Raw genomic sequence first — 23790 nt, forward strand, 5'->3', positions numbered from 1 at the left:
AGCTGGCTGGGTGCGATCATTCTCCGACCGCGCGCTTTCTGCCTTGATAGAGGTCAAGGCGCGAAAAAAACAGGCCGAAAACGTCGCAATTCGACGAAAGGCGCAGGCAGAAACCTGAAATCGACACCGCAAGAGGTAGGAATCATGGGCGAACACGCAAGGCTGCAGGACATCCTGACGCATCTGGACCAGGGGTTGGAGGATGCGCTGGCACGGCTGATGCGTTTTCTGGAGATCCCGTCCATCTCGACCGATCCGGCGCATGCGGGCGATGTGCGGACCGCCGCCGAATGGCTGGCACAGGAACTGCGCGACCTTGGCTTCGATACCCAGGTCCACGACACGCCCGGCCATCCGATGATCACCGCCCGCAGCCCGCGTGGCGATGCGCGCCCGCTGCTGTTCTATGGTCATTACGACGTGCAGCCGGTGGATCCGCTGTCCCTGTGGGACCGCCCGCCCTTCGAACCGGCGATCGAGGATACGCCCCAGGGACGGGTGATCCGCGCCCGCGGCGCGTCCGACGACAAGGGCCAGCTGATGACCTTCGTCGAGGCGTTCCGGGCCTGGAAGGCCGTGCATGGCGCCCTGCCCACCGACCTGATCCTGCTGTTCGAGGGCGAGGAGGAGTCCGGCTCTCCGTCGTTGCGACCGTTCCTGATCGAACATGCCGACAGCCTGCGCGCCGATCTGGCGATGATCTGCGACACGGCGCGCTATGCCGACGGGCGGCCCGCTATCACCACCCAGCTGCGCGGGCTGGTGGGACAGGAGGTCGTGATCCACGCCGCCGATCGCGACCTGCATTCCGGCAGCTTCGGTGGGCTGGCGGCGAACCCGATCATGATCATGGCGCAGGCGCTGGCGGCGCTGAAGGACGACACGGGTCGCGTCACCCTGCCCGGCTTCTATGACGGCGTGGCGGATCTGTCGCCGGAGCTGGCGCGCGACTGGCAGGCGCTGAATTTCGACGCCACCGACTATCTGTCGCGCGTGGGACTGTCCCAACCCATCGGCGAACGGGGCCGCACCGCATTGGAGATGGTCTGGAACCAGCCGACGGCCGAGATCAACGGCATCGCCGGCGGCTATGCCGGGGCAGGGTTCAAGACCGTTCTGCCGGCGACGGCACGCGCCAAGGTCAGCTTCCGCCTGACGGGCACCCAGGACCCGCAGGCGGTGCGCCAGGCGTTCCAGGATCATGTCCGCCGCTTCGTTCCTGCCGATTGCCGGGTGGAGTTCCACGACCACGGCGCCGGGCCCGCCAGCGTCATGGACATCAGCGACCCGGCATTCGGCCAGGCCAAAGATGCGCTGACGCAGGAATGGGGCCAGGAGGCCGCCTATATCGGCGGCGGCGGGTCGATCCCCATCGCGGGCGATTTCAAGGAGCTGTTGGGCATGGATTCGATGCTGGTGGGATTTGCCCGCGACGACGACCGCATCCATTCACCGAACGAGAAGTATGACGTGGAAAGCTTTGCCAAGGGCGCGCGCTCCTGGGCGCGCATTCTGTCGGCCCTGCGCTGACATGAAAAAAGGGGGCCGATCCGGCCCCCTTTTTTCGAACTTGATCCGGTCTCAGCCTTGCGCGCTGCAATAGCTTTGGCTGGAGGTCCAGGCGGCGATGTCCGCGCGCTTCTTGCTGCTGCGCATCGGCGCCCAGTCCCGCGCAACGCCGCGCCAGCCGTTGTCGTCACGGGCGACGGCGTTGTCGCGTCCCACCTGCTGCGCAGCGATCTTGACCGCGCAGGCCATGTTGTCGGCGCCGTTGCGGATGTTGCCGGTGCAATCATAGTTGCGCCAGGTCGCGGGCGCGATCTGCATCAGGCCGATCCATTTGCCACCGCCACCGGCGGCCTGCGGATTGAAGGTGCTTTCATGCCGCGCGACGGCCGACAGCAGCCCCGCCCAGAACGCCTTGCGGCCGGTGGGGGCAAGCTGGCGATAGTTGGGGCAGAATTCCGCGATGTCATGAGGGGACGCTGGACAGCATCGTCACGCCTTCGCGGTCAAGCGCCTCCATCGTGGCGCGGGTCCATTCGTCAGAGCCGTTGCGCTCTCCCCACCGCATCGGGGGCACCTGGGCCAGGGCCATCTCCTGTGCCTCGACCTGGGCGTCGGTCGGACCCGACGGGGTCGTGGAACAGGCGGCCACCAGGGCTAGGGCGGCAAGGGAAAGCGCGGCGCGCATGGTTACCTCAAAGGGTGGTTTCGTCGTCCTCTGCCATAGCGTGTGTCGAATATCCTGCAAGAAGAAGGATTTGCCTCGGCGGGAACCTGCCGCGACACGAAAGGCACATGGTCGGAAATCCGCCGACGGCCTTGACCGAACACCGCCGTTCATTCGAATTTTACGCATTGCAGGGCGCCAGTGATGATTCGCGCGGCAGTGGCGGGCGGGGCCGTGACAATGCCACGGCCTTGCCCTAAAACCGCCGCCAGACCGTTTGCCGCCAAAGAGGCCCGCCATGCTTGACCTGACCTTCACCGCCCCGCAGCCGAAAGTGATCCAAGGCGCGCAAGGCGATTGGGAACTGGTGATCGGGCTGGAGGTTCACGCCCAGGTCGCATCGAACGCCAAGCTGTTTTCCGGCGCCTCGACCCGGTTCGGGTCCGAGCCCAACAGCAACGTGGCCTTCGTCGATGCGGCCATGCCGGGCATGCTACCGGTCATCAACGAATTCTGCGTGGCGCAGGCGGTCCGCACCGGCCTGGGCCTGAAGGCCCAGATCAACCTGCGCAGCGCGTTCGACCGCAAGAATTATTTCTATCCCGACCTGCCGCAGGGCTATCAGATCAGCCAGCTGTACCACCCCATCGTGGGCGAGGGAGAGATCATCGTCGACATGGCCCCCGGCGTCGCCCGTCGCGTCCGCGTCGAGCGCATCCACCTGGAACAGGACGCGGGCAAGTCGATCCACGACATGGACCCGACCATGTCCTTTGTCGATTTGAACCGCACCGGCGTCGCCCTGATGGAGATCGTCAGCCGCCCCGACATCCGCGGCCCCGAGGAGGCCGCCGCCTATGTCGTCAAGCTGCGCCAGATCCTGCGCTATCTGGGCACCTGCGACGGCAACATGCAGAACGGCAACCTGCGCGCCGACGTCAATGTCAGCGTCTGCAAGCCCGGCGATTACGAACGGTTCCAGGAGACCGGTGATTTCGGCCATCTGGGCACGCGCTGCGAGATCAAGAACATGAACTCGATGCGCTTCATCCAGGCGGCCATCGACTATGAGGCCCGGCGCCAGATCGCGATCCTGGAGGATGGCGGAAAGATCGTCCAGGAGACGCGCCTTTATGATCCCGACAAGGGAGAGACGCGGTCGATGCGGTCGAAGGAGGAGGCGCATGATTATCGCTACTTCCCCGACCCCGACCTGCTGCCGCTGGAGATCGAGCAGGCCTGGGTGGACGACATCGCGGCATCCATGCCCGAACTGCCCGATGAGAAGAAGGCCCGCTTCGTGCAGGGCATGGGCCTGTCGGAATACGATGCGGGCGTACTGACCGCAGAAGTCGAGAACGCCGATTACTTCGAGGCCGTGGCATCGGGCCGCGACGGCAAGATGGCCGCGAACTGGGTCATCAACGAACTGTTCGGCCGCTTGAACAAGGAAGGTCTGACCATCGCGACCTCTCCGGTGTCCGCCGCGCAGTTGGGCGGCGTGATCGACCTGATCGCATCGGACGCGATTTCCGGCAAGATCGCCAAGGACCTGTTCGAGATCCTGTGGACCGAAGGCGGCGACCCCGCCCGGATCGTCGAGGATCGCGGCATGAAGCAGGTCACCGACTTGGGCGCGATCGAGGCCGCGGTCGATCAGATCATTGCCGACAACCCCGCCCAGGTCGAAAAGGCACGCGCCAACCCCAAGCTGGCGGGCTGGTTCGTGGGCCAGGTGCTGAAGGCCACCGGCGGCAAGGCGAACCCCGCCGCCGTCAACGACATGGTCGCCCGGAAACTGGCTCTGTGACCCTTACCCCCTCGCGACAGGACGCCGACATGCGCTTTGAATATTCCGTCATCCCCGCGCCGACCAAGACGGAGAAGGCCCGCGAGGCAAAGACGCCGACCGACCGGTATGCCCTGTCGCTGACGGCAGAGCTGAACCGCATGTCGGCCGAGGGCTGGGAATACGTGCGCGCCGATGTCCTGCCAAGCGAGGAGCGCAGCGGCCTGACCGGGCGCACCACGGTCTATCACAATGTGCTGGTGTTCCGCCGCCCGCACAGCGTCGATCCCGAACTGCGCCGCCTGCCCCAGCCCGAGGCCGCGCCCGCGGCCCCCGATGCGATGACCGACCGCCCGTAAGGGTCAGGCGGCCGCGCTGAGCGGTTCGGGGCAGAACGGCACGACCTCGACCCGGCCACGCTCGAACGTGCAGAAACTGCCGGGGGAACCTCGGTCCAGTCCGCCTCGTCACTCTCCAGCGGTTCGGACACGACGGCCCAGCCCTGACGGCTCTCCGACCATCGATGATACAGCGACGGCGCCTGATCGTCGCTGCTGTAGCGCAGCGCGTACAGCCGCTCTCCGTCCGACAGGGCGCAGGCGGCGCGGACATGGGGTGCGCATCCGCGCTGACGCGCCAATGTGCCCAACAGCCCAAGCGCCCGTTCCATCGCAACCTTGGGGTTCTGGTCCAGCCCGCATCCCAGGGCGACCAGGAACAGCGCCTCGCTGTCGGTCGCGCCCTTGCGATGGGGATAGTATTCGTCCGGGATCAGCACGTCGGCATGGCGCCGGAAGGCGTCATAGCCGCCGAACTGGCCATTATGCATGAAGCTCCATCGACCGACGGCAAAGGGGTGACAGTTGTTGCGGCTGGTCGCCGTTCCCGTCGACGCGCGCACATGCGCCATGAACAGGCCGGACCGCACCTGCGCCACAAGGCTGCGCAGGTTCGGGTCGGACCAGGCCGGCATGACATCGCGGTACAGCCCCGGTTCGGGACGTTCGCCGTACCACGCGATGCCGAAGCCGTCGGCATTCACCGGCGTATGACATCGCATCGCGCCCTGGCTCTGCCGGATCAGCGAATGCGCCGGCCGGCTGACGATATCCTCCAGAAAGATCGGTGCGCCCAGATAGGCGGCCCAACGACACATGCCCTGCCCCTTCACGTCTCTTTTGTGACAGGACTAGCACGAAAGTCTGAAGGTTTCACCTATTCCGTGGGGGGTGCAGCCTCTTCCACGATGACAAGATCGCGTTCGCTGGCCCCTTTGGCATGCGCAAGCGCCGCCTGGTACTCGGTGCTGTGATAACAGGCAACGGCCGCATCAAGTGACGGGAACCGCGCGACCACGTGGCGGGCGCGGTCCGCCCCCTCCAGCACGTGATAGCGGCCGGCGCGGGCCAGGAACACACCGCCATGGGCGGCGATCGCAGGGCCCGCCGCCTTGGCGTAAAGGCCATAGGCGTCCGGGTGCGTCACGGTCACATGGGCAATCCAAAGCGCTGTCATTTGCTGTCCTCGATGATCTTGCGGGCGTCCTGGAACGCCGTTTCCGCGGCCGCCAGAGAGGGCGCGCCACCCTGTGCCCGGTCGGGGCGGCCGCCACCGCCCTTGCCGCCCAGTGCGGCGGTCGCAGCCTGCACCAGCGCCACGGCGCTGATGCGACCGGTCAGATCGGGCGTGACGCCCGCGGCCACGGTGGCCTTGCCGCCATCCTCGGCCAGCACCAGAACTGCGCCGCTGCCCAGGGATGCCTTCATCTCGTCGACCAGCGCACCCAGCTCCTTGCCGCCCACGCCCTCGACCTTGCGGGCGATGAACTTGATGCCCGCGATCTCCTCGGCCTCGTCTCCGCCGCCCATCGCCAGCTGGCGCTTCAGCTGCGCGACCTCGTTGGCCAGCGCCTTGCGTTCGTCGGCCAGCGCGCGGACGCGGGTCACCACCTCGGCGGACTGCGCCTTGAGGATGCCCGCGATCTCGGCCAGGCGGCTGTCCGCATCGCGCAGATGCGCCAGCGCCGCCTGTCCGGTCAGCGCCTCGATCCGCCGGACACCCGCGCTGGAGGCCGCGTCGCCCAACAGCACGAACGCCCCTATATCGCCGGTCCGCGCGACATGCGTGCCGCCGCACAGCTCCAGCGAATAGGTCGCCCCGTCGGCGCCCTTGCCGCTGCCGGGCTGCGCGCCCATCGACACGACGCGAACCTCGTCGCCGTACTTCTCGCCGAACAGGGCCTGCGCCCCCAAGGCGCGTGCATCATCAGGCGTCATGATCCGGGTCTCGACCGGGCTGTTCTGGCGCACATAGCCGTTCACCTCGGCCTCGATCGCCGCAAGCTGCTCGGCCGTGACCGCATGATTGTGACTGAAGTCGAACCGCAGCCGGTCCGGCGCGTTCAGGCTGCCCCGCTGCGCGACGTGATCGCCAAGGGCCCCGCGCAGCGCCTCGTGCAGCAGGTGCGTTGCCGAGTGGTTCGCGCGGATCGCCGACCGGCGGTCGTGATCGACCGACAGCTGCGCCCCCTGGCCACGGCTGATCGTGCCCATCGTGACCTCGGCCTGATGGATAAAGACGCCGGCAACCTTCTTGGTGTCGGTGACGCGCGCCGCCCCCGTTTCGGTGCGGATCAGGCCGTGATCGCCGACCTGCCCGCCGCTTTCGGCATAGAAGGGCGACTGGTTCACCACGATGGCGACCTTGGCCCCCTCGCCCGCCTCGGCCGCATCGGCGCCGTCGATCACCAGCGCGGTGATCTGGCCCTCGGCCTCCTCGGTGTCATAGCCCAGGAACTCGGTGACGCCGTGCTTTTCGGCCAGCTCGAACCAGATGGTCGCATCCGCGGCCTCTCCGGAACCCGACCATGCGGCTCGGGCCATGCGCTTCTGCTCGGCCATCGCCGCGTCGAACCCTTCGGTCTGCACCGCGCGGCCCTTTTCGCGCAGCGCGTCCTGTGTCAGGTCCAACGGAAATCCGAACGTGTCGTACAGCTTGAACGCGGCCTCGCCTGGCAGGTCGGCCCCTTCGGGAAGGCGCGCCAGTTCGTCGTCCAGCAGGCGCAGACCCCGGTCCAGCGTCTGGCGGAACCGCGTCTCCTCGGACCGCAGGGTCTCCTCGATCATCGCCTGCGCGCGTGTCAGCTCCGGATAGGCCGCACCCATCTGGCGCACCAATGCGGGCACCAGCTTGTGCATGACCGGGTCCTGCGCGCCCAGCATGTGCGCATGGCGCATCGCGCGGCGCATGATCCGGCGCAGCACGTAACCGCGGCCCTCGTTCGACGGCATCACCCCGTCCGCGATCAGGAAGCTGGTCGACCGCAGGTGATCCGCGATCACCCGGTGATGCACCTTGCCCGGCCCGTCGGGATCCGCGCTGGTCGCATGGGCCGAGGCCTCGATCAGCGACCGCATCAGGTCGGTGTCATAGTTGTCGTGCTTTCCCTGCAGCAGCGCGCCGATCCGCTCCAGCCCCATGCCGGTGTCGATGGACTGCATGTCCAGCGCGCGCATCGAGCCGTCCTCGAACTGCTCGTTCTGCATGAAGACCAGGTTCCAGATCTCGATGAAGCGGTCGCCATCCTCGTCCGGGCTGCCCGGAGGGCCGCCGGGGATCTTGTCGCCATGGTCAAAGAAGATCTCGGTGCAGGGGCCGCAGGGACCGGTCGGGCCCATCTGCCAGAAATTGTCCGACGTCGGGATGCGGATGATGCGGTCGTCGGACAGGCCCGCGACCTTCTTCCAGATCTGCACGGCCTCATCGTCGGTGTGATAGACCGTGACCAGCAGGCGGTCCTTGGGGATCGCGAAATCGCGGGTCAGCAACTCCCAGGCATGCGCGATCGCCTGGTCCTTGAAATAGTCGCCAAAGCTGAAATTGCCCAGCATCTCGAAGAACGTGTGGTGCCGCGCCGTATAGCCAACATTGTCCAGGTCGTTGTGCTTGCCCCCCGCGCGAACGCATTTCTGCGCGCTGGTGGCGCGGTTGTAGTCGCGCGTCTCGACCCCGGTGAACAGGTTCTTGAACTGCACCATGCCGGAATTGGCGAACATCAGCGTGGGGTCGTTGCGCGGGGACCAGCGGGCTGCTGTCCACGACCCGGTGGCCGTTCCTTTCGAAATAGCCAAGGAAAGTCGAGCGGATGTCATTCAGACTGGGCATGGCGGGCCTTCATCGCAAAAGTGTCTCCGGCCAAGCCGGGCTGCCGATGGTCTATCGCTCGGCCGCTGCCCTGTCCAGCAACCGGCATGCGAAAAGGCGCAGGGTCTCCCCCGCGCCCGTGCGTCGTAATGACAGCGACCTTATTCGGTCAGCGAGTCGTCGTCGCCGCTGTCCGACCCTTCGCCGACGCCAAATTCCAGGCCATGGCTGGCGCGGATCTTGTCCTCGATGGCAAAGGCCACCTCGGGGCGGTCGCGCAGGAACTGCTTGGCGTTCTCACGGCCCTGGCCGATGCGCTCGTCACCATAAGAATACCAGGCGCCCGACTTCTCGACCACGGCCGGCCTTGACGCCAAGGTCGATCAGTTCGCCGACCTTGCTGATGCCCTCTCCGTACATGATGTCGAACTCGACCTGCCGGAAGGGGGGCGCGACCTTGTTCTTGACCACCTTGACGCGGGTGGCGTTGCCCACGACCTCGTCGCGCGTCCTTGACCGCGCCGGTGCGGCGGATGTCCAAGCGAACCGAGGCATAGAACTTCAGTGCGTTGCCGCCGGTTGTGGTCTCGGGGTTGCCGAACATGACGCCGATCTTCATGCGGATCTGGTTGATGAAGATCACCATGCAGTTCGAACGCCCGATGCTGGCGGTCAGCTTGCGCATGGCCTGGCTCATCAGGCGGGCCTGGCTGCCCATCTGCATGTCGCCCATGTCGCCCTCGATCTCGGACTTGGGCGTCAGCGCCGCGACCGAGTCGACCACGACCAGGCTGACCGCGCCCGACCGCACCAGCGTGTCCACGATCTCCAGCGCCTGCTCGCCCGTGTCGGGCTGGCTAATCAGCAGCTCGTCCAGATTCACGCCCAGCTTCTTGGCGTATTGCGGGTCCAGCGCGTGTTCCGCGTCGACGAAGGCGCAGACGCCGCCCTTCTTCTGCTCCTCGGCCACGACATGCAGCGTCAGCGTCGTCTTGCCCGAGCTTTCCGGCCCGAATATCTCGATGATCCGGCCCTTGGGCAGGCCGCCGATGCCAAGCGCGATGTCCAGACCCAGCGACCCGGTCGAGGTCGCCTCGATCTCGGCCACCGGACTGTCCTTGCCCAGCTTCATGATCGAGCCCTTGCCGAACTGCCGTTCGATCTGGGCCAGGGCGCTGTCCAGCGCCTTCTGCTTGTCCGCCGCGCGTTTGTCCGTCATGTCGAAGATGCTCGCCTGTGCCATGTGATCCCCACGTTATTTCACAGCCCTCCGGGCGGGGCAATCAATTCGACCGACCGGATGTTCTTGTCTTGTTCACCACTAGATGCGTCATCCTTAAACCGGTTTTCAAGGATGTTGTGGACGATTGTCGATTCGTCTGCGCCAGCATCGCGCAGACAGGGTTAACAAAGCGTTTACAGCCTTTGGCGGGCCCGCTATTCAACGCCTCCGTGCATCTGCACACCATGATCGGACGACAGGCATGCTGATATTCTGGGACCAGAGGCTGGTGTTCCTTGCTACTCCCAAGGCCGGCTCGACGGCGATCGAGGTTGCGCTCGAGTCGCTGGCCTCGGCGTCGCTGCTGCGACCGGACGCGCTCAAGCACACCGATATCGCCACCTATCGCCGTTTCGTCGGCCCCTGGCTTTCCGCGCAGACCGATGCGGATTTCACCACGGTCGCCCTGATGCGAGAGCCGGTGGACTGGCTGCGCAGCTGGTACCGCTTCAAGCTGCGCGACGATCACGACGATCCGCGCCATGCCATGGACGGCATCAGCTTTTCCGATTTCGCGGCGCGTTACGCCGCAGGCCAGCACCCCGAAATTCGGCAGCCAGAGTGCCTTCCTGACGGACGGCGATCATCGCGTCGACTGCATCTTTCCGCTACGAGGACATCGCCAGCTTCGTGGATTTCCTGGAGACGCGACTTGATTGCGCGATCGAGCTGCGCGCATCAACGTGCCGCCCAGTGTCGACGTCCATCTGCCGGAACCGGCCGAGGCGCAGCTGGCGAAAACGCCATGGCCCGCGACCTGGACGTCTACGCGTCCTTGCACAGCCGCAGCTGATCCGCGCGTCAGTGCAGCCGGTCGCTGCCCGAGGGGCGCGTTCAGCTGCATCTCGACATCTGCGTCAGCTCGGTCAGCGTGAACGGCTTGGCCAGGAACGAAGCGTCTGCAATGGGCACCTGTCCGTCCACGAAAATGTCTTCGGTATATTCCGGACATGAAGATGACCTTGGCGGAAGGCAGCATCCGCCGCCCCTCGCGGACCAGGTGGGGCCGTCCATGCCGGGCATCACGACATCGGTGACGAAGATATCGACCGGACCGTCGCGCCCTTCCAGAAGGCTCAGCGCGGCCTCTCCCGATCCGGCCCTCAAGGACGTCATACCCCTTCAGCTTCAGGGCACGCGCGGCAAACGCGCGGACCGGCGCCTCGTCCTCGACCAGCAGCACGGTCGCCTTGGGGCCGGTCTGCAGCTGCGGGGTGGGCCGGGGCGCCGGACGCGCGGCGGGAACCGCCGCGATCTGGGCGCGGGCATGGGCCGGGAAATAGAGCGAGAAGGTCGTCCCTTCGCTCAGCACGCTGTCACAGAAGATGAAGCCGCCGGTCTGCTTGACGATGCCATAGGCCGTCGACAGGCCCAGTCCCGTCCCTCGCCCGTGCGCTTGGTGGTGAAGAACGGCTCGAATATCTTGCCAAGATGATCCGGCGCGATGCCGCAGCCGTGGTCGCGCCACGATGATGCGGACATAGTCGCCCCTTGGGCAGCGTGACCTGGTCGCGGGTCATCGCCTCGGACAGGTGAAGGTTTTCGGTGCGCACGGTGATGTCGCCGCCTTGCGGCATGGCATCGCGGGCGTTGACGACAAGGGTTCATGATGACCTGCTCCAGTTGCCGCTTGTCGGCGCGGATGGCGCGCAGCGCCGGATCGTAGGTAATGGTCAGGCCCACCCGTTCCCCCACCAGCCGGTTCAGCAGGTGGGTCAGGTCGGCCAGCGTGTCTCGCAAGTCCAGCGTCTCCAGCCGCAGCGTCTGCTTGCGCGAGAACGCCAGCAGCTGTCCGACCAGCGCCGCCGCGCGGTTGGCGTTCTGGCTGATCTGGTCCAGGTCGGCATAATCCGGATCGCCCTTGTCGCGCTTGAGCATCAGCAGGTCGCAATGCCCGCTGATCGCGGTCAGCAGGTTGTTGAAATCATGCGCGACGCCGCCCGCCAGCTGGCCGATGGCCTGCATCTTCTGGCTTTGCACGAACTGCGCCTCCAGCGTCTTGAGGGCGCTGGCATCGGTCAGCACGGCGATCATGCGGCCAGCCTCGGCAGGGTCGCGCGCCAGCGACAGCTGGAAATAGCGGTCGCGCATCTCTCCCTGGCGGCTGTCGGGGTGGCGCAGGCGCAGCATTTCCGTTCCGTTGGTGGCGCGCCCGGCGCACATGTCGGAAAGCCAGTCCGCCAGCGGGCGTCCCGGCCCTTCCAGCAGTTCGGCCAGGTTCTGGCCCTCGTCCGCCAGCATGCCGTCCAGCAGGTGACGCGCGGCGGCATTGGCGCGGCAGATGCGGCCATCAGTCGCCAGACGCAGCAGCGCGACGGGAATGGCGTCGAAATCATCGGCGGGGGGCTGGTCCTCCTCCATCGCCAGGGCCAATTCGAACCCATCGGGCTGGACCCCGGCGCGGTGCAGCGACCAGATCTGCAGCGGCGCGTCGGGCAGGCAGGACAGCGACAGGATCTCTCCCTCGGCCAGTTCCAGATCGGCATTGCCCACCCGCAGCGCACGAGCGGTCAGGTCGGCCAGCTGCCCTTCGGCATCGGCGCGCAGGCGCGCGATCAGCGACAGGACCGGGCGACCGGTCAGGTCCTCGAACTCGGTCCGGGCGGCCTCGTTCTGGAACAGCACCTGGCCGCGGGCATCGCACATCCAGATCGGGTCGGCGGCGGTCGCCACCTCTCCCCTGATGGCGCGCAGGGCCTTGCGGGCCGATAGTCCGCGCGCCAGATGGCCCACGGCGACCGCGCCCCCCAGCAGGTACCACGCCACCGCGACCGTCGAGGCAAGCACGGCCGCCGTCCCGGTCGCGGCGCCCGGTCGCGCCATCAGCACGGCCGCCCCCAGCACCATCGGCGCCAGCAGCAGCGGCAGCGCCGCCAGCGCCCCGCGCGGCAGGCCCGCCTGTTCGTCAAGATGCGCCATCGCGAATCGTCCCTTGTTCCGTCCGATCCTTCGCAGCGTAGCGCGGCTTTGCTTAAATTTGCGTTAACCCTGTCGCAGCTGGGCCAGAAAGAACCCGTCGCCCCCGGTCAGGGGTGTCCATGCCTGCTGGTCGATGCGCCGGAAACCGGGATGACGCGACAGGAACGCGTCCACCTGATCGCCGTTCTCGGCCTCAAGGAGGGAACAGGTCATGTAGGCCAGCAGACCGCCGGGCGCGACCAGTGCCGCCACCTGATCCAGGATGCGGGCCTGCAGCGCCACGAGGTCGCTCAACTGCGCCGCGGTCAGACGCCATTTCGCGTCGGGCGTCCGCCGCCATGTCCCTGATCCTGAACAGGGAACGTCGGCGACCACCAGGTCGGACGTCCCGCGCGGCTGCGTCTGGATCTGGACCTTGGCCACCGCGCGGGCGGCACGGGCGGGCAGATCGGCCATGCGGGCCGGGGCCACGTCATGGGCGGACACCTGCATGCCAGGCTGCCGCGCGGCCAGGGCCAGCGCCTTGCCGCCGCCCCCCGCGCAATAGTCCAGGACCCGCAGGCCGGGAGCCAACGGCAGCCGCGCGCAGGCCATCTGTGGTGACAGGTCCTGCAACTCGACCAGGCCGTCCAGATAGGCGCTGGACCGCGCGATCAGGCGGTCGCCCGACACGACCCGCAGGGCCGATGCAAGCTGGGGCGCGGCCTCGACCGTGATCCCGTCGGCGGCCAGCACCGCCGCCGCCTGTTCGGGCGTCGCGCGCGACCCGTTTACGCGCAGCCAGACCGGCGCACGCTGCGTCATGGCCAGCGCCACGGCATCGGCCTGATCGCCCAGGGCCTGCCGCCAGGCCGGGCGCAACCAGTCGGGCAGGTCGTCGGGCAGCGGGTCGGGGGGAACCACGGCGGCCTCGGCCTCCGTCAGGGGTGATGGTGCGTGGCCTTCTCCGGTGAAGATCGCGTCCAGCGACGGACCGGATTGGCGGACATGGCCGATCATCAGCCCCCGCCCCGTCAGATCACCGCCCAAGGCGGCCAGACTGTCGCGGCGTCGCAGGGCACCGAAGACCAGATCGCGCAGGGCGGCCCGGTCGCCCGACCCCGCAAAGCGGCTGGCGCGCGACCAGCGCAACAGCGCCTGTTCCGCAGGGCTGCCGGCAAGGATCTGGTCCAGAACGGTGATGGCGGCGCTGATGCGGGCGGCGGGCGTCACGATGTCGCCCGTCCGGAAAGGGTGTGATGGGTCATGGGTCCCTTGGCTGATCTGTCAGATCATCTGCCTATCATGATGACGCGGGACCGGGCCAGCCCCATCAGCATTCCTGACGGTGTCGATCAGATAATCGAAATTTACCTGATGCGTTAACCAAGCTACTGTCCGGCCATGACGAATCGCCCGCGATGCGACCGGTCCGCGGCATGCCGCCGGACCGCCCGCATGGCCCGCAAGATGGAGATGATGATGGACGGCAACCCGATGAACAGCGCCGGCAAATGCCCTGTGATGCATGGCAGCCATACCTCGACCGCGGCGTCGAACACCGACTGGTGGCCCAGTGCGCTGAATTTCGACATCCTGCATCAGCATGACCGCAAGACGAATCCGCTTGGCCCCGATTTCAACTATCGCGAACAGCTGAAGTCGCTGGACGTCGAGGCGCTGAAGAACGACATCCGCGCCCTGATGACCGACAGCCAAGAGTGGTGGCCCGCCGACTGGGGCAGCTATGTCGGCATGTTCGCGCGCGTCACCTGGCATGCGGCGGGGTCCTATCGCTTGGGCGACGGTCGGGGCGGTGCGGGCACCGGCAACCAGCGTTTCGCGCCGCTGAACAGCTGGCCCGACAACAACAACACCGACAAGGGTCGCCGCCTGCTGTGGCCGATCAAGAAGAAGTACGGCAACAAGATCAGCTGGGCCGACCTGATCGTGCTGGCCGGGACCATCGCCTATGAGCAGGCAGGTCTGAAGACCTTCGGCTTTGCCTTTGGCCGCGAGGACATCTGGCATCCCGAGAAGGACATCTACTGGGGCGCCGAGAAGGAGTTCCTGGAGGGGTCTGAAAGCCGCTATGCGGACGTGACCAAGCCCGACACGATGGAGAACCCCCTGGCCGCCGTGCAGATGGGGCTGATCTACGTGAACCCCGAGGGCGTGAACGGTCAGCCCGACCCGGCAGCCACCGCCCAGCACATCCGCGAGACCTTTGCCCGGATGGCCATGAACGACGAGGAGACCGTCGCCCTGACCGCCGGCGGCCACACCATCGGCAAGAGCCACGGCAACGGCCGGGCCGAGAATATGGGGGCCGAGCCAGAAGGCGCGGCGCTGCACGAGCAGGGCCTGGGCTGGAACGCGCAGGAAGGCCGCCGCGGCATCGGCCGCGACCAGATGGTCAGCGGCATCGAGGGCGCCTGGACCAGCAACCCCACCAAGTGGGACATGGGCTATTTCGACATGCTGTTCGGCCATGAGTGGGAGCTGCGCAAGTCGCCCGCAGGCGCCTGGCAGTGGGAGCCCGTGGACATCAAGCCGAGGACATGCCCGCCGATGTCGAGGATCCATCGATCCGGACCATGCCGATCATGACCGACGCGGACATGGCGATGAAGGTGGACCCCGTCTATCGCGCCATCTGCGAGAAGTTCATCGCCGATCCGGCAAGCTTCGACGACGCCTTCGCCCGCGCCTGGTTCAAGCTGACCCACCGCGACATGGGTCCCAAGGCTCGCTATGTCGGGCCCGACGTGCCGTCCGAGGACCTGATCTGGCAGGACCCGGTTCCCGCCGGCCGGACCGATTACGACGTCGAGGGCCTCAAGGCGCGGATCGCGGCGACCGACCTGACCGTGGCCGAGATGGTCGCGACGGCCTGGGACAGTGCGCGGACTTTCCGCGGGTCCGACCTGCGCGGCGGTGCCAACGGCGCCCGCATCCGCCTGGCCCCGCAGAAGGACTGGGCCGGCAACGAACCCGAGCGCCTGGCCCGCGTCCTGTCCGTCCTGCAGCCCATCGCCGATGAGGCCGGCGTCCCCCTGGCCGATGTCATCGTGCTGGCCGGAAATGTCGGCATCGAGAAGGCAGCGCAGGCGGCGGGCCACGCGATCACCGTGCCCTTTGCCCCCGGCCGCGGCGACGCGACCGAGGAGCAGACCGACGCGGCATCCTTCGACGCGCTAGAGCCGGTGCATGACGGGTTCCGCAACTGGCTGAAGGCCGATTTCGCCGTCAACGCCGAGGAGCTGCTGCTGGATCGTGCGCAGCTGCTGGGTCTGACCGCGGCCGAGATGACCGTCCTTCTTGGCGGGCTGCGGGTGATCGGTGCCAACTATGGCGGGTCCAAGCTGGGCGTGCTGACCGACCGCGAAGGCGCGCTGACGCAGGACTTCTTCGTCAACCTGACGGACATGGCCAACCGCTGGACCAAGGCCCAAGGCGACGCCGAGGTCTATGAGATCCGCGACCGCAAGACCGACGCCGTCCGCTGGCAGGCGTCGCGCGTGGACGTGACCGTGGGCTCGAACTCGATCCTGCGCAGCTATGCCGAGGTCTATGCCCAGGACGACAACGCCGAGAAGTTCGTCCGTGATTTCGTCGCCGCCTGGGTCAAGGTGATGAACGCCGACCGCTTCGACATCGCGGCCTGATCCGGCAGGGGCGCATCCGTGCGCCCCGACCACCCATGACAAAGGCGGCCCCCTTGCGGGGGCCGCCTTTTCGCTGTGAGGCCGATGTTCAGCCCAGACGGTAGTTCGGGCTTTCGCGCGTGATCTGCACGTCGTGGACGTGGCTTTCCTTCAGCCCTGCCCCGGTGATGCGGACGAACTGGCAGTTGGTGCGCATCTCGGCGACGGTGGCGCAGCCGGTATAGCCCATCGCGGCGCGCAGGCCGCCGACCAGCTGGTGCACCACGGCGTTGGCCGTCCCCTTGTAGGGCACCTGCCCCTCGATCCCCTCGGGGACCAGCTTGTCGCTGGCCGCGTCCTTCTGGAAATAGCGGTCGGCCGATCCGCGCGCCATCGCGCCCAGCGAGCCCATCCCGCGATAGGACTTGAAGCTGCGGCCCTGGTACAGGATCACCTCCCCGGGGCTTTTCGTCGGTGCCGGCGATGGCGCTGCCGACCATGGCGCAGCTGGCGCCCGCGGCGATGGCCTTGGCGAAATCGCCGCTGAACTTGATCCCGCCGTCAGCGATGATCGGGATGTCGCCCGCACCGGCCACGGCATCCATGATCGCGGTCAGTTGCGGCACGCCCACGCCCGCCACGATCCGCGTGGTGCAGATCGAGCCCGGCCCGATGCCGACCTTGACCGCGTCCGCGCCCGCGCCGATCAGCGCGCGCGTGGCCTCGGTCGTGGCGACGTTGCCGGCAACAACCTGCACGCCCTCGCGGAACGCCTTGACCCGTTCGACCGCGCGCGCGACGCCTGCGGAATGGCCATGGGCCGTGTCGATCACGACCATGTCCACGCCGGCCTCGATCAACGCGCAGCTGCGCTCGAAGCCCTCGTCGCCCACGGTGGAGGCTGCGGCCACGCGCAGGCGGCCCAGGTCGTCCTTGCAGGCCTGCGGGTTCAGCACGGCCTTTTCGGTATCCTTCAGCGTCAGAAGGCCGGTCAGCTTGCCCGACCCGTCGGTGACCAGCAGCTTCTCGATCCGGCGCGCCTTCATCAGGCTGATCGCCTCGGCCCGGTCGGCCGGTTCGCGCAGGATGGCCAGGTTGTCCGACGACATCATGGCTCGCACCGGGGTGCGCATGTCGCTGGCGAACCGCATGTCGCGGTTGGTCACGATCCCCAGCACGCGCCCGTCCGCATCGACGACCGGAAAACCGGTGACGTTGTATCGGTCCTGCAGCGCCTTGGCATCGGCCAGGGTCTGGTCCGGCGTCAGGGTGATCGGGTTGTAGACGATGCCGCTCTCGAACCGCTTGACGCGGCGGACCTCGTCGGCCTGCTGCTCGGTCGTCAGGTTGCGGTGGATCACGCCCATGCCGCCGGCCTGCGCCATCGCGATGGCCATGCGGCTTTCGGTGACCGTGTCCATGGCGGATGACAGCAGCGGGATGTTCATCCGGATCGACCGGGTGACATGGGTGGTCACGTCAGCGGTCGAGGGAAGCACCGTCGATGCTGCCGGAACCAGAAGAACGTCGTCGAATGTGAGGGCCTCACGAATCTGCATGGGGGGTGTCCTTGCGGCAATCTCGTTTGGCAGTTTCCCCTTTCACGCCCTGTCCACTTTGTCCAGCCCGCACGCAGGCGTTGCACGGACGACACGGCATACGGGCAGACATGACGCGGACGTCACGTCAGCGTGTTTGGGTAATTGATCGATAACGTTCGTGCGCTACGGTGGGTTCCGGGGGCGGTTCGCCCGACCGAGGGAGGATGACATGAAAATTCGCAATCACGAGCATGGCCGCGCTGCTGGCGGGAACCGCGCCACTGCTGGCCGGGGGGATCGAACGCGCGCCCCAGTCACTGAACATCCTGTTCGAACAGGGCAATTACGCGGAACTCAGCTTCGGCGGCGCCGACCCGACCGTCGAAGGCCCGGACAGCCCTCCCGTGGGCGCACCGATCCCGCAGCGTAACACGGGTGACGTGGCAAACGGCTATGGGTTCGTGGGCCTGGGCTACAAGCACCAGTTCAACGACGCGCTGTCGGCCGCATTGATCATCGAACAACCCTTCGGCGCGGACGTGACCTACACCCCTGCCGCCGATGGGGGATCGTTCCTGCTGGGCGGCACCCGCGCGCGCGTCGATTCGACGACCGTGACCGCCCTGATGCGCTACAAGCTGCCCAACAACCTGTCGTTCCATGGCGGCCTGCGCGGCTCGCGCGCCGATGCCGAAGTGACGCTGAGCGGCGCGGCCTATGGTCCGATCAGCGGCTACAACGTGCAGTTGGACCAGGACTGGGGGCGTCGGCTTCGTGGTCGGCGCCGCCTATGAGATTCCCGACATCGCGGGTCGCGTCTCGCTGACCTACAACTCCAAGGTCGAACATCAGTTCGACACGGTCGAGAGCGTGAATGGCACCATCCTGGGACGTTCCACCACGACCGTCGACACCCCGGAATCGCTGACCCTCGAAGCGCAGACCGGCGTCGCTGCGGACACGCTGGTCTTCGGCAGCATCCGCTGGGTCAACTGGTCGGAGTTCACCGTGAACCCGCGCATCTTCTCCCGCGCACCCACCGCGACGGATCCGCTGGGCTTCAACGTCACGGACGGCCTCGTGTCGCTGGAGGACACGACGACCTATACGCTCGGCGTCGGTCGCAAGTTCAACGAGACATGGTCCGGCTCCGCAGCGCTTGTCTACGAGCCGGAGAACGACGATCTGGTCTCGCCCCTGGCGCCGACCAACGGTCGCCTCGGCCTGACGCTGGCCGCCGTCTACACCATGGACAACATGAAGATCACCACGGGGATCAACTACTCCAAGCTGGGCGACGCGCGTCCCCAGACCGGCGGCGAACCCCGTGCACAGATGGAAGACAGCGACCTGCTGGGGATTGGCATCCGCATCGGCTACAGCTTCTGATCGCCGCCTGATCTTAGGTCACCGATCGGCCCTGTCTCCGCGACAGGGCCGTTTTTCGTTGGACGGCAACCCTGTGGTGGTGGGCGGCGACATCGTCCAAACGCCCCTGCGCGGGGGACAGGCCGACGATGCGCAACGAACTGGCGGAATGCCGCGACGGTGGGGGGTCCGGGGGGCTGGCCCCCCGGCCTGCGCGGGACGCAGAGGGTCCTGCGCGACGCGGCGTGGTACGCCCGTGCGGTCGGCCTCTTTCCATGCCGCATGCATGCGATTACCTAGGGGCCGAGCAGGGAAAGGGCATGGGATGATCTATGGCAGCGCGGATGAATGGCGGGCCGCCGCGGGCAAGCGGGTCGTGCTTTTCGGCATGTCCGGCCTGGGCAAGACCTATCTGGCCTCGATGCTGCGGGACACGGGCGACTGGTTCCACTACAGCGTCGATTACCGGATCGGCACGCGCTACATGGGTGAATACATCGCCGACAATTTCAAGCGCGAGGCGATGAAGGTGCCGTTTCTGCGCGAATTGCTGATGTCTGACAGCGTGCATATCGCCAGCAACATCACCTTCGACAACCTGGCGCCGCTGTCCACCTATCTGGGCAAGCCCGGCAGCCCGTCGCGCGGGGGACTGCCCTTCGACGCCTATTGCCAGCGTCAGGACCAGCATTGCCGGGCCGAGATCGCCTCGCTTCTGGACACCCGACATTTCATGGACCGCGCCGGCGACATCTACGGCACGCCGCATTTCGTCTGCGACAGCGGCGGCTCGATCTGCGAGGTCGTGGATCCGGACGATCCCGACGACCCGGTCCTGACCGCCCTGTCGCGCGACCTGCTGCTGGTCTGGATCAAGGGCAGCGACGCGCATACCGCCGAACTGGTCCGCCGTTTCGACCGCGCGCCGAAGCCGATGTATTACCAGCCGCAGTTCCTGGAACGCGCCTGGATCGCCTATCGCGTGGAAAAGGGGCTGGAAGCTGACCAGGTGAACCCCGATGACTTCATCCGCTGGACCTATGCCCGGGCGCTGGCGCATCGCCAGCCGCGCTATGAGGCGATGGCCCGGCGCGGCGTCACCATCCTGGCCGAGGAGGTGGCGCAGATCCGCACCCCTGACGATTTCACCGACCTGATCGCGACCGCCATCGCGCGCAAGGATAGCTGACATGCCCATCACGTTGAATGAAAGCCTGCCCGCCTATCGCATCCTGTCCCAGGAAGGGGTGATGGTCATGTCGCCGGGTCGTGCAGCGACCCAGGACATCCGTCCTCTGCGCATCGCGCTGCTGAACCTGATGCCCAAGAAGATCCAGACCGAGAACCAGTTCGCCCGGCTGATCGGCGCCACGCCGCTGCAGATCGACTTTCAGCTGATCCGCATGTCGGACCATGAAAGCCGCAACACCGCCGCCGACCACATGGAAAGCTTCTATCGACCGTTCCGCGACGTCGAGGCCAGCGGAGAGAAGTTCGACGGCCTGGTCATCACCGGCGCTCCGATCGAGCATCTGCCATTCGAGGACGTGACCTATTGGGGACGAACTGACCCGCGTCTTTGCCTGGACGCAGACCCATGTGCATTCGACCTTCGGGGTCTGCTGGGGCGGCATGGCGATGGCGGCGCATTTCCACGGCCTGCCCAAGCACCCCCTGCCCGCCAAGGCGTTCGGCTGTTTCCGGCACACCAATCTGGCGCCGGCATCGCCCTATCTGCGCGGGTTCTCGGACGAGGTGCTGGTCCCGGTCAGCCGCTGGACCGAGGTGCGTCAGGACGACGTGGACGCCCGCCCTGCGCTGACCACCCTGCTGGCCAGCGCCGATGTCGGGCCGTGCCTGCTGGCCGATCCGGGGCATCGTGCCCTCTATGTCTTCAACCATTTCGAATATGACAGCACCACGCTCAAGGAGGAATACGACCGGGACGTCGCGGCGGGGAAACCGGTGAACGTGCCCGCCAACTATTATCCCGGCGACGATCCGACGCGGGCGCCCGCGAACCGCTGGCGCAGCCATGCGCACCTGCTCTACGGTAACTGGATCAACGAGATCTATCAGACGACATGGTACGACATGTCGCGCATCGGAGAGGGCTGAGCACATGGGCGCCGAACTGCCGGACCTGCCGCTGGTGGGCAAGATCACCGCCTATCTGCAGGACGAGGCCCCCGCGCCGATCCGCAAGGCGGTTCAGAAGGGGTCGTCCAAGGACATCCTGGACCCGGACTTCCCCTACAGCGCAGAGATGCCCAAGGCGGAATACGAACCGCAGATGGCTGCATTGCAGATGCAGCTGGTTCGCATGATGCATGATGTGATCGACAGCGGAAAGCGGCTGGTGGTCCTGTTCGAGGGGCGCGACGCCGCCGGCAAGGGCGGCACGATCGAGCGCGTGCGCGAAAACCTGAACCCCCGGTCGGCCAGCATCGTGGCCCTGCCCAAACCGAACGAGCGCGAGGCGGGCCAGTGGTATTTCCAGCGCTATGTCGACTGGCTGCCCGGCGCCGGAGAGATCGCCCTGTTCGACCGCAGCTGGTACAACCGCGGCGTGGTCGAACGGGTCTTCGGCTTTTCGACCGACACGCAGCGCGCGGCGTTCTTTCGCCAGCTGCCGGGGTTCGAACAGATGCTGGTCGACGACGGGATCATCCTGGTCAAGCTGTGGCTGAACGTGGGCCGCGCCGAACAGCTGCGGCGTTTCTTGGACCGCGAAAAGGACCCGCTGAAGCAGTGGAAGCTAAGCGGCATCGACGTGGACGGGCTGGCCCGGTGGGACGACTATACCGCGGCGATCCGCGACACGCTGGCGGCGTCCCATTCGCCGATCGCGCCCTGGACCGTGATCCGGTCGGACGACAAGCGCCGCGCCCGGATCGCCGCGATCCAGACCATTCTGGGCGCGGTCGATTACGCGGGCAAGGATCCGGCCGCCATCGGAACGCGCGACCCCCTGATCGCAGGCGGGCCGGAACTGCTGCGCGACTGATCTTGGCGCGCGCGCGCCCACGTGCCAGAACCCGACCGGAACATCCTGGGAGGGGATCATGGATCTGTCGAACTGCCGCGCCGTCGTGACCGGGGGCGCATCGGCCTGGGCGCCGCCACCGCGGCGCATTTCCGCGACATGGGGGCTCAGGTCACCGTGCTGGACCGCGACCCGGCGGGGGCCGAAGCCGCATCCGCCATCGGCGCGCATTATGCCGTGACCGACGTCACCGACGAAGCCAGCGTGACGGCGGCGCTGGATCATGCCGTGGCGCGGATGGGGGGCATCGATGTGTGCGTGAACTGCGCGGGCGTGGTGGTGGGCGAAAAGACCCTGGGCCGCGACGGTCCGCACCGTCTGGACAGCTTTCGCCGCACGATCGAGGTCAATCTGATCGGCAGCTTCAACGTGCTGCGCCTGGCCGCCGAACGCATGGCCGCGAACGGGCGTGCCCAGAACGGCGTGATCGTGAACACGGCGTCTATCGCCGCCTTTGACGGGCAGAAGGGCCAGGCCGCCTATGCCGCCTCCAAGGCCGGCATCGCGGGCATGACGCTGCCGCTGGCGCGCGATCTGGCGGGACAGGGCATCCGCGTCTGCGCCATCGCGCCCGGCATCTTTGGCACGCCCATGCTCAAGGGCCTGCCCGCGGACGTGCAGGACAGCCTGGCGGCCGAGGTGACCTATCCCAAGCGGCTTGGCGATCCGACCGAATTCGCGCGGACCTGCGCCTTCATCGTCCAGAACGACTATCTGAACGGAGAGACGATCCGCGTCGACGGCGCGTTGCGGATGCGCTAGGCACACAGGCCCATCACGGGCGCGCGAAACCCTTGCGCGCGCCCGCAGCCCGCCTTAGCGTTGTCGCAAATCCGACAACAGAGAGGCCAGTTTTCATGCGCTTGCTGACCACCACCATCCTGGCCGCGGCGGCCCTGCCCGCCTATGCCGCCGACCGCGAACTGACGGTTTTCGATTGGGCCGGGTTCGAGGAGCCCTCGATCTTCCAGGCCTATGTGGACAAGCACGGCGACAGCCCGACCTATGCCTTCTACGGCGATGACGACGAAGCGTTCCAGAAGGTCGCGTCGGGTTTCAAGGCGGACGTGATCCATCCCTGCAGCCAGATGGTCGGCAAGTACCGCGATGCCGGCCTGATCGAGCCTTGGGACACGTCGCGCATCCCGAACTTCGAGCAGATCGAGGAGCGGTTCCTGGACAGCGAGGTGTTCCGCGACGATCAGGGCGTGTGGTTCATCCCCACCGACTGGGGCGCCACCGCCATCGCCTACAACACCGAGACCGTGCCTGCCGAGGACGTGGCCAGCCTTGGCGTCTTCACCAACCCGAAATACCAGGGCCGCACCTCGCTGCCCGACAGTTCGGATGATGTCTGGGCGCTGGCCTATCTGGCGACCGGCGTGACCGACTGGTCCGAGGTGACCGACGAACAGTTCCAGGCCGCCGCCGCCTGGCTGCGCGAGGCGCATGCCAATGTCGCGGCCTACTGGGCCGACCCGTCCGAACAGGCGCAGCTGATGGCGTCGGGTGCGGTGGACGTGGCCTGGTCATGGAACGACGGTGTCGTCTATCTGCAGGCCGACAACTATCCGGTGGGCTTTCAGCGTGAGCCGGCCGAAGGGTCGTCGACCTTCTTTTGCGGCTACGTGAACGTCAAGGACGGTCCGGGCAGCGAAGACAAGGCCTATGACTTCATCAACGCCTGGCTGGAGCCGTCGGCCGCCAAGGCGCTGCTGGACACGATCGGTTATGGCCATACCTCGGCCGCGGCCATGGCGACCATTGCCGACGAACCCGCCGTCGCCGAAGGTCTGGCCGAGATCGACGCCCCGGTCCTGGCCCAGACCCCGAACGACCCCGAACTGCGTCAGCGCCAGTTGGCCGAGTTCGAGAAGATCAAGGCCGGCTTCTGATCCCGGTC

Annotated in this window: 13 protein-coding genes and 8 pseudogenes; 12 read left to right on the forward strand and 9 right to left on the reverse strand. The window is 66.8% G+C overall.

Going from position 1 to position 23790, the window contains the following annotated elements; translation table 11 throughout:
• The first annotated feature begins 144 nt into the window (after positions 1-144).
• Positions 145-1530 (forward strand): M20/M25/M40 family metallo-hydrolase, encoded by a 1386-nt coding sequence (locus tag F1642_RS03915; protein WP_194885526.1) that lies wholly within the window; start codon positions 145-147, stop codon positions 1528-1530.
• Between the two features lie 51 nt (positions 1531-1581).
• On the opposite strand, the gene F1642_RS15360 is transcribed toward F1642_RS03915, so the two are convergent.
• Together F1642_RS15360 and F1642_RS15365 are read right to left on the reverse strand one after the other, a co-directional pair.
• The gene (locus F1642_RS15360; RefSeq protein WP_370582801.1) at positions 1582-1971 is read right to left on the reverse strand and encodes a transglycosylase SLT domain-containing protein; all 390 of its coding nucleotides are present in this window, start codon (positions 1969-1971) and stop codon (positions 1582-1584) included.
• 1 nt (position 1972) lies between these two features.
• Complete coding sequence (locus F1642_RS15365) at positions 1973-2194, reverse strand: hypothetical protein (RefSeq protein WP_255522116.1); 222 nt, start codon at positions 2192-2194, stop codon at positions 1973-1975.
• A 277-nt stretch (positions 2195-2471) separates the two neighbouring features.
• Here F1642_RS15365 and gatB point away from each other — a divergent pair, with 277 nt between their 5' ends.
• Both gatB and F1642_RS03930 read left to right on the forward strand, forming a co-directional pair.
• Positions 2472-3983 (forward strand): Asp-tRNA(Asn)/Glu-tRNA(Gln) amidotransferase subunit GatB, encoded by a 1512-nt coding sequence (gene gatB / locus F1642_RS03925; protein WP_194885527.1) that lies wholly within the window; start codon positions 2472-2474, stop codon positions 3981-3983.
• A gap of 29 nt (positions 3984-4012) precedes the next feature.
• Positions 4013-4321 carry a DUF4177 domain-containing protein gene (locus tag F1642_RS03930; protein ID WP_045999071.1) on the forward strand — a complete coding sequence of 103 codons (309 nt, stop codon included), beginning with the start codon at positions 4013-4015 and terminating at the stop codon, positions 4319-4321.
• A gap of 3 nt (positions 4322-4324) precedes the next feature.
• Here the strand turns inward: F1642_RS03930 and F1642_RS03935 are convergent.
• The 4 genes and pseudogenes from F1642_RS03935 to recA all read right to left on the reverse strand — a co-directional run bounded on the left by F1642_RS03935 (position 4325) and on the right by recA (position 9348).
• Positions 4325-5118, reverse strand: a pseudogene (locus tag F1642_RS03935) (class II glutamine amidotransferase).
• 59 nt (positions 5119-5177) lie between these two features.
• Positions 5178-5477: a DUF1330 domain-containing protein gene (locus tag F1642_RS03940; RefSeq protein ID WP_194885529.1), complete on the reverse strand. Its 300-nt coding sequence runs from the start codon at positions 5475-5477 to the stop codon at positions 5178-5180.
• Positions 5474-8126: pseudogene (alaS, locus tag F1642_RS03945) on the reverse strand (alanine--tRNA ligase). The gene F1642_RS03940 and the pseudogene alaS overlap by 4 nt, the downstream one beginning before the upstream one ends.
• Before the next feature lie 140 nt (positions 8127-8266).
• A pseudogene (recA, locus tag F1642_RS03950) lies at positions 8267-9348 on the reverse strand (recombinase RecA).
• Between the two features lie 241 nt (positions 9349-9589).
• On the opposite strand from recA, the gene F1642_RS03955 reads away from it, so the two are divergent.
• On the forward strand, positions 9590-10180 hold the full coding sequence (locus F1642_RS03955) for a sulfotransferase family protein (protein WP_255522118.1): 591 nt from the start codon (positions 9590-9592) through the stop codon (positions 10178-10180).
• Positions 10181-10221: 41 nt separating this feature from the next.
• Here F1642_RS03955 and F1642_RS03960 read toward each other — a convergent pair.
• Together F1642_RS03960 and F1642_RS03965 are read right to left on the reverse strand one after the other, a co-directional pair.
• Positions 10222-11721, reverse strand: a pseudogene (locus F1642_RS03960) (ATP-binding protein); the annotation flags it as partial.
• A gap of 648 nt (positions 11722-12369) precedes the next feature.
• Positions 12370-13518, reverse strand: coding sequence for an RsmB/NOP family class I SAM-dependent RNA methyltransferase (locus F1642_RS03965; RefSeq protein WP_194885530.1), 1149 nt, complete (start codon positions 13516-13518; stop codon positions 12370-12372).
• Positions 13519-13767: 249 nt separating this feature from the next.
• Here F1642_RS03965 and katG point away from each other — a divergent pair.
• Positions 13768-15953 (forward strand): annotated as a pseudogene (katG, locus tag F1642_RS03970) (catalase/peroxidase HPI).
• 88 nt (positions 15954-16041) lie between these two features.
• Here the strand turns inward: katG and guaB are convergent.
• A pseudogene (gene guaB / locus F1642_RS03975) lies at positions 16042-17491 on the reverse strand (IMP dehydrogenase).
• Between the two features lie 233 nt (positions 17492-17724).
• Here guaB and F1642_RS15370 point away from each other — a divergent pair.
• The 7 genes and pseudogenes from F1642_RS15370 (at position 17725) to F1642_RS04005 (ending at position 23782) form a co-directional block, all read left to right on the forward strand.
• On the forward strand, positions 17725-18267 hold the full coding sequence (locus F1642_RS15370) for a hypothetical protein (RefSeq protein WP_255522119.1): 543 nt from the start codon (positions 17725-17727) through the stop codon (positions 18265-18267).
• Complete coding sequence (locus F1642_RS15375; RefSeq protein WP_370582770.1) at positions 18248-18862, forward strand: hypothetical protein; 615 nt, start codon at positions 18248-18250, stop codon at positions 18860-18862. Before F1642_RS15370 ends, F1642_RS15375 begins: the two co-directional genes overlap by 20 nt.
• 304 nt (positions 18863-19166) lie before the next feature.
• On the forward strand, positions 19167-20030 hold the full coding sequence (locus F1642_RS03985) for an ATPase (protein ID WP_194885531.1): 864 nt from the start codon (positions 19167-19169) through the stop codon (positions 20028-20030).
• A 1-nt stretch (position 20031) separates the two neighbouring features.
• Positions 20032-20959: pseudogene (gene metA / locus F1642_RS03990) on the forward strand (homoserine O-succinyltransferase).
• 4 nt (positions 20960-20963) lie between these two features.
• On the forward strand, positions 20964-21848 hold the full coding sequence (gene ppk2, locus F1642_RS03995) for a polyphosphate kinase 2 (protein ID WP_139598200.1): 885 nt from the start codon (positions 20964-20966) through the stop codon (positions 21846-21848).
• Positions 21849-21906: 58 nt separating this feature from the next.
• Positions 21907-22649, forward strand: a pseudogene (locus tag F1642_RS04000) (SDR family NAD(P)-dependent oxidoreductase).
• A 95-nt stretch (positions 22650-22744) separates the two neighbouring features.
• Entirely contained in the window at positions 22745-23782 is a 1038-nt protein-coding gene (locus F1642_RS04005; protein WP_045999059.1) for an extracellular solute-binding protein, read from the forward strand.
• Positions 23783-23790: the final 8 nt, after the last annotated feature.

Source organism: Paracoccus sp. NBH48, from assembly GCF_015390265.1.
Lineage (GTDB): Bacteria > Pseudomonadota > Alphaproteobacteria > Rhodobacterales > Rhodobacteraceae > Paracoccus > Paracoccus marcusii.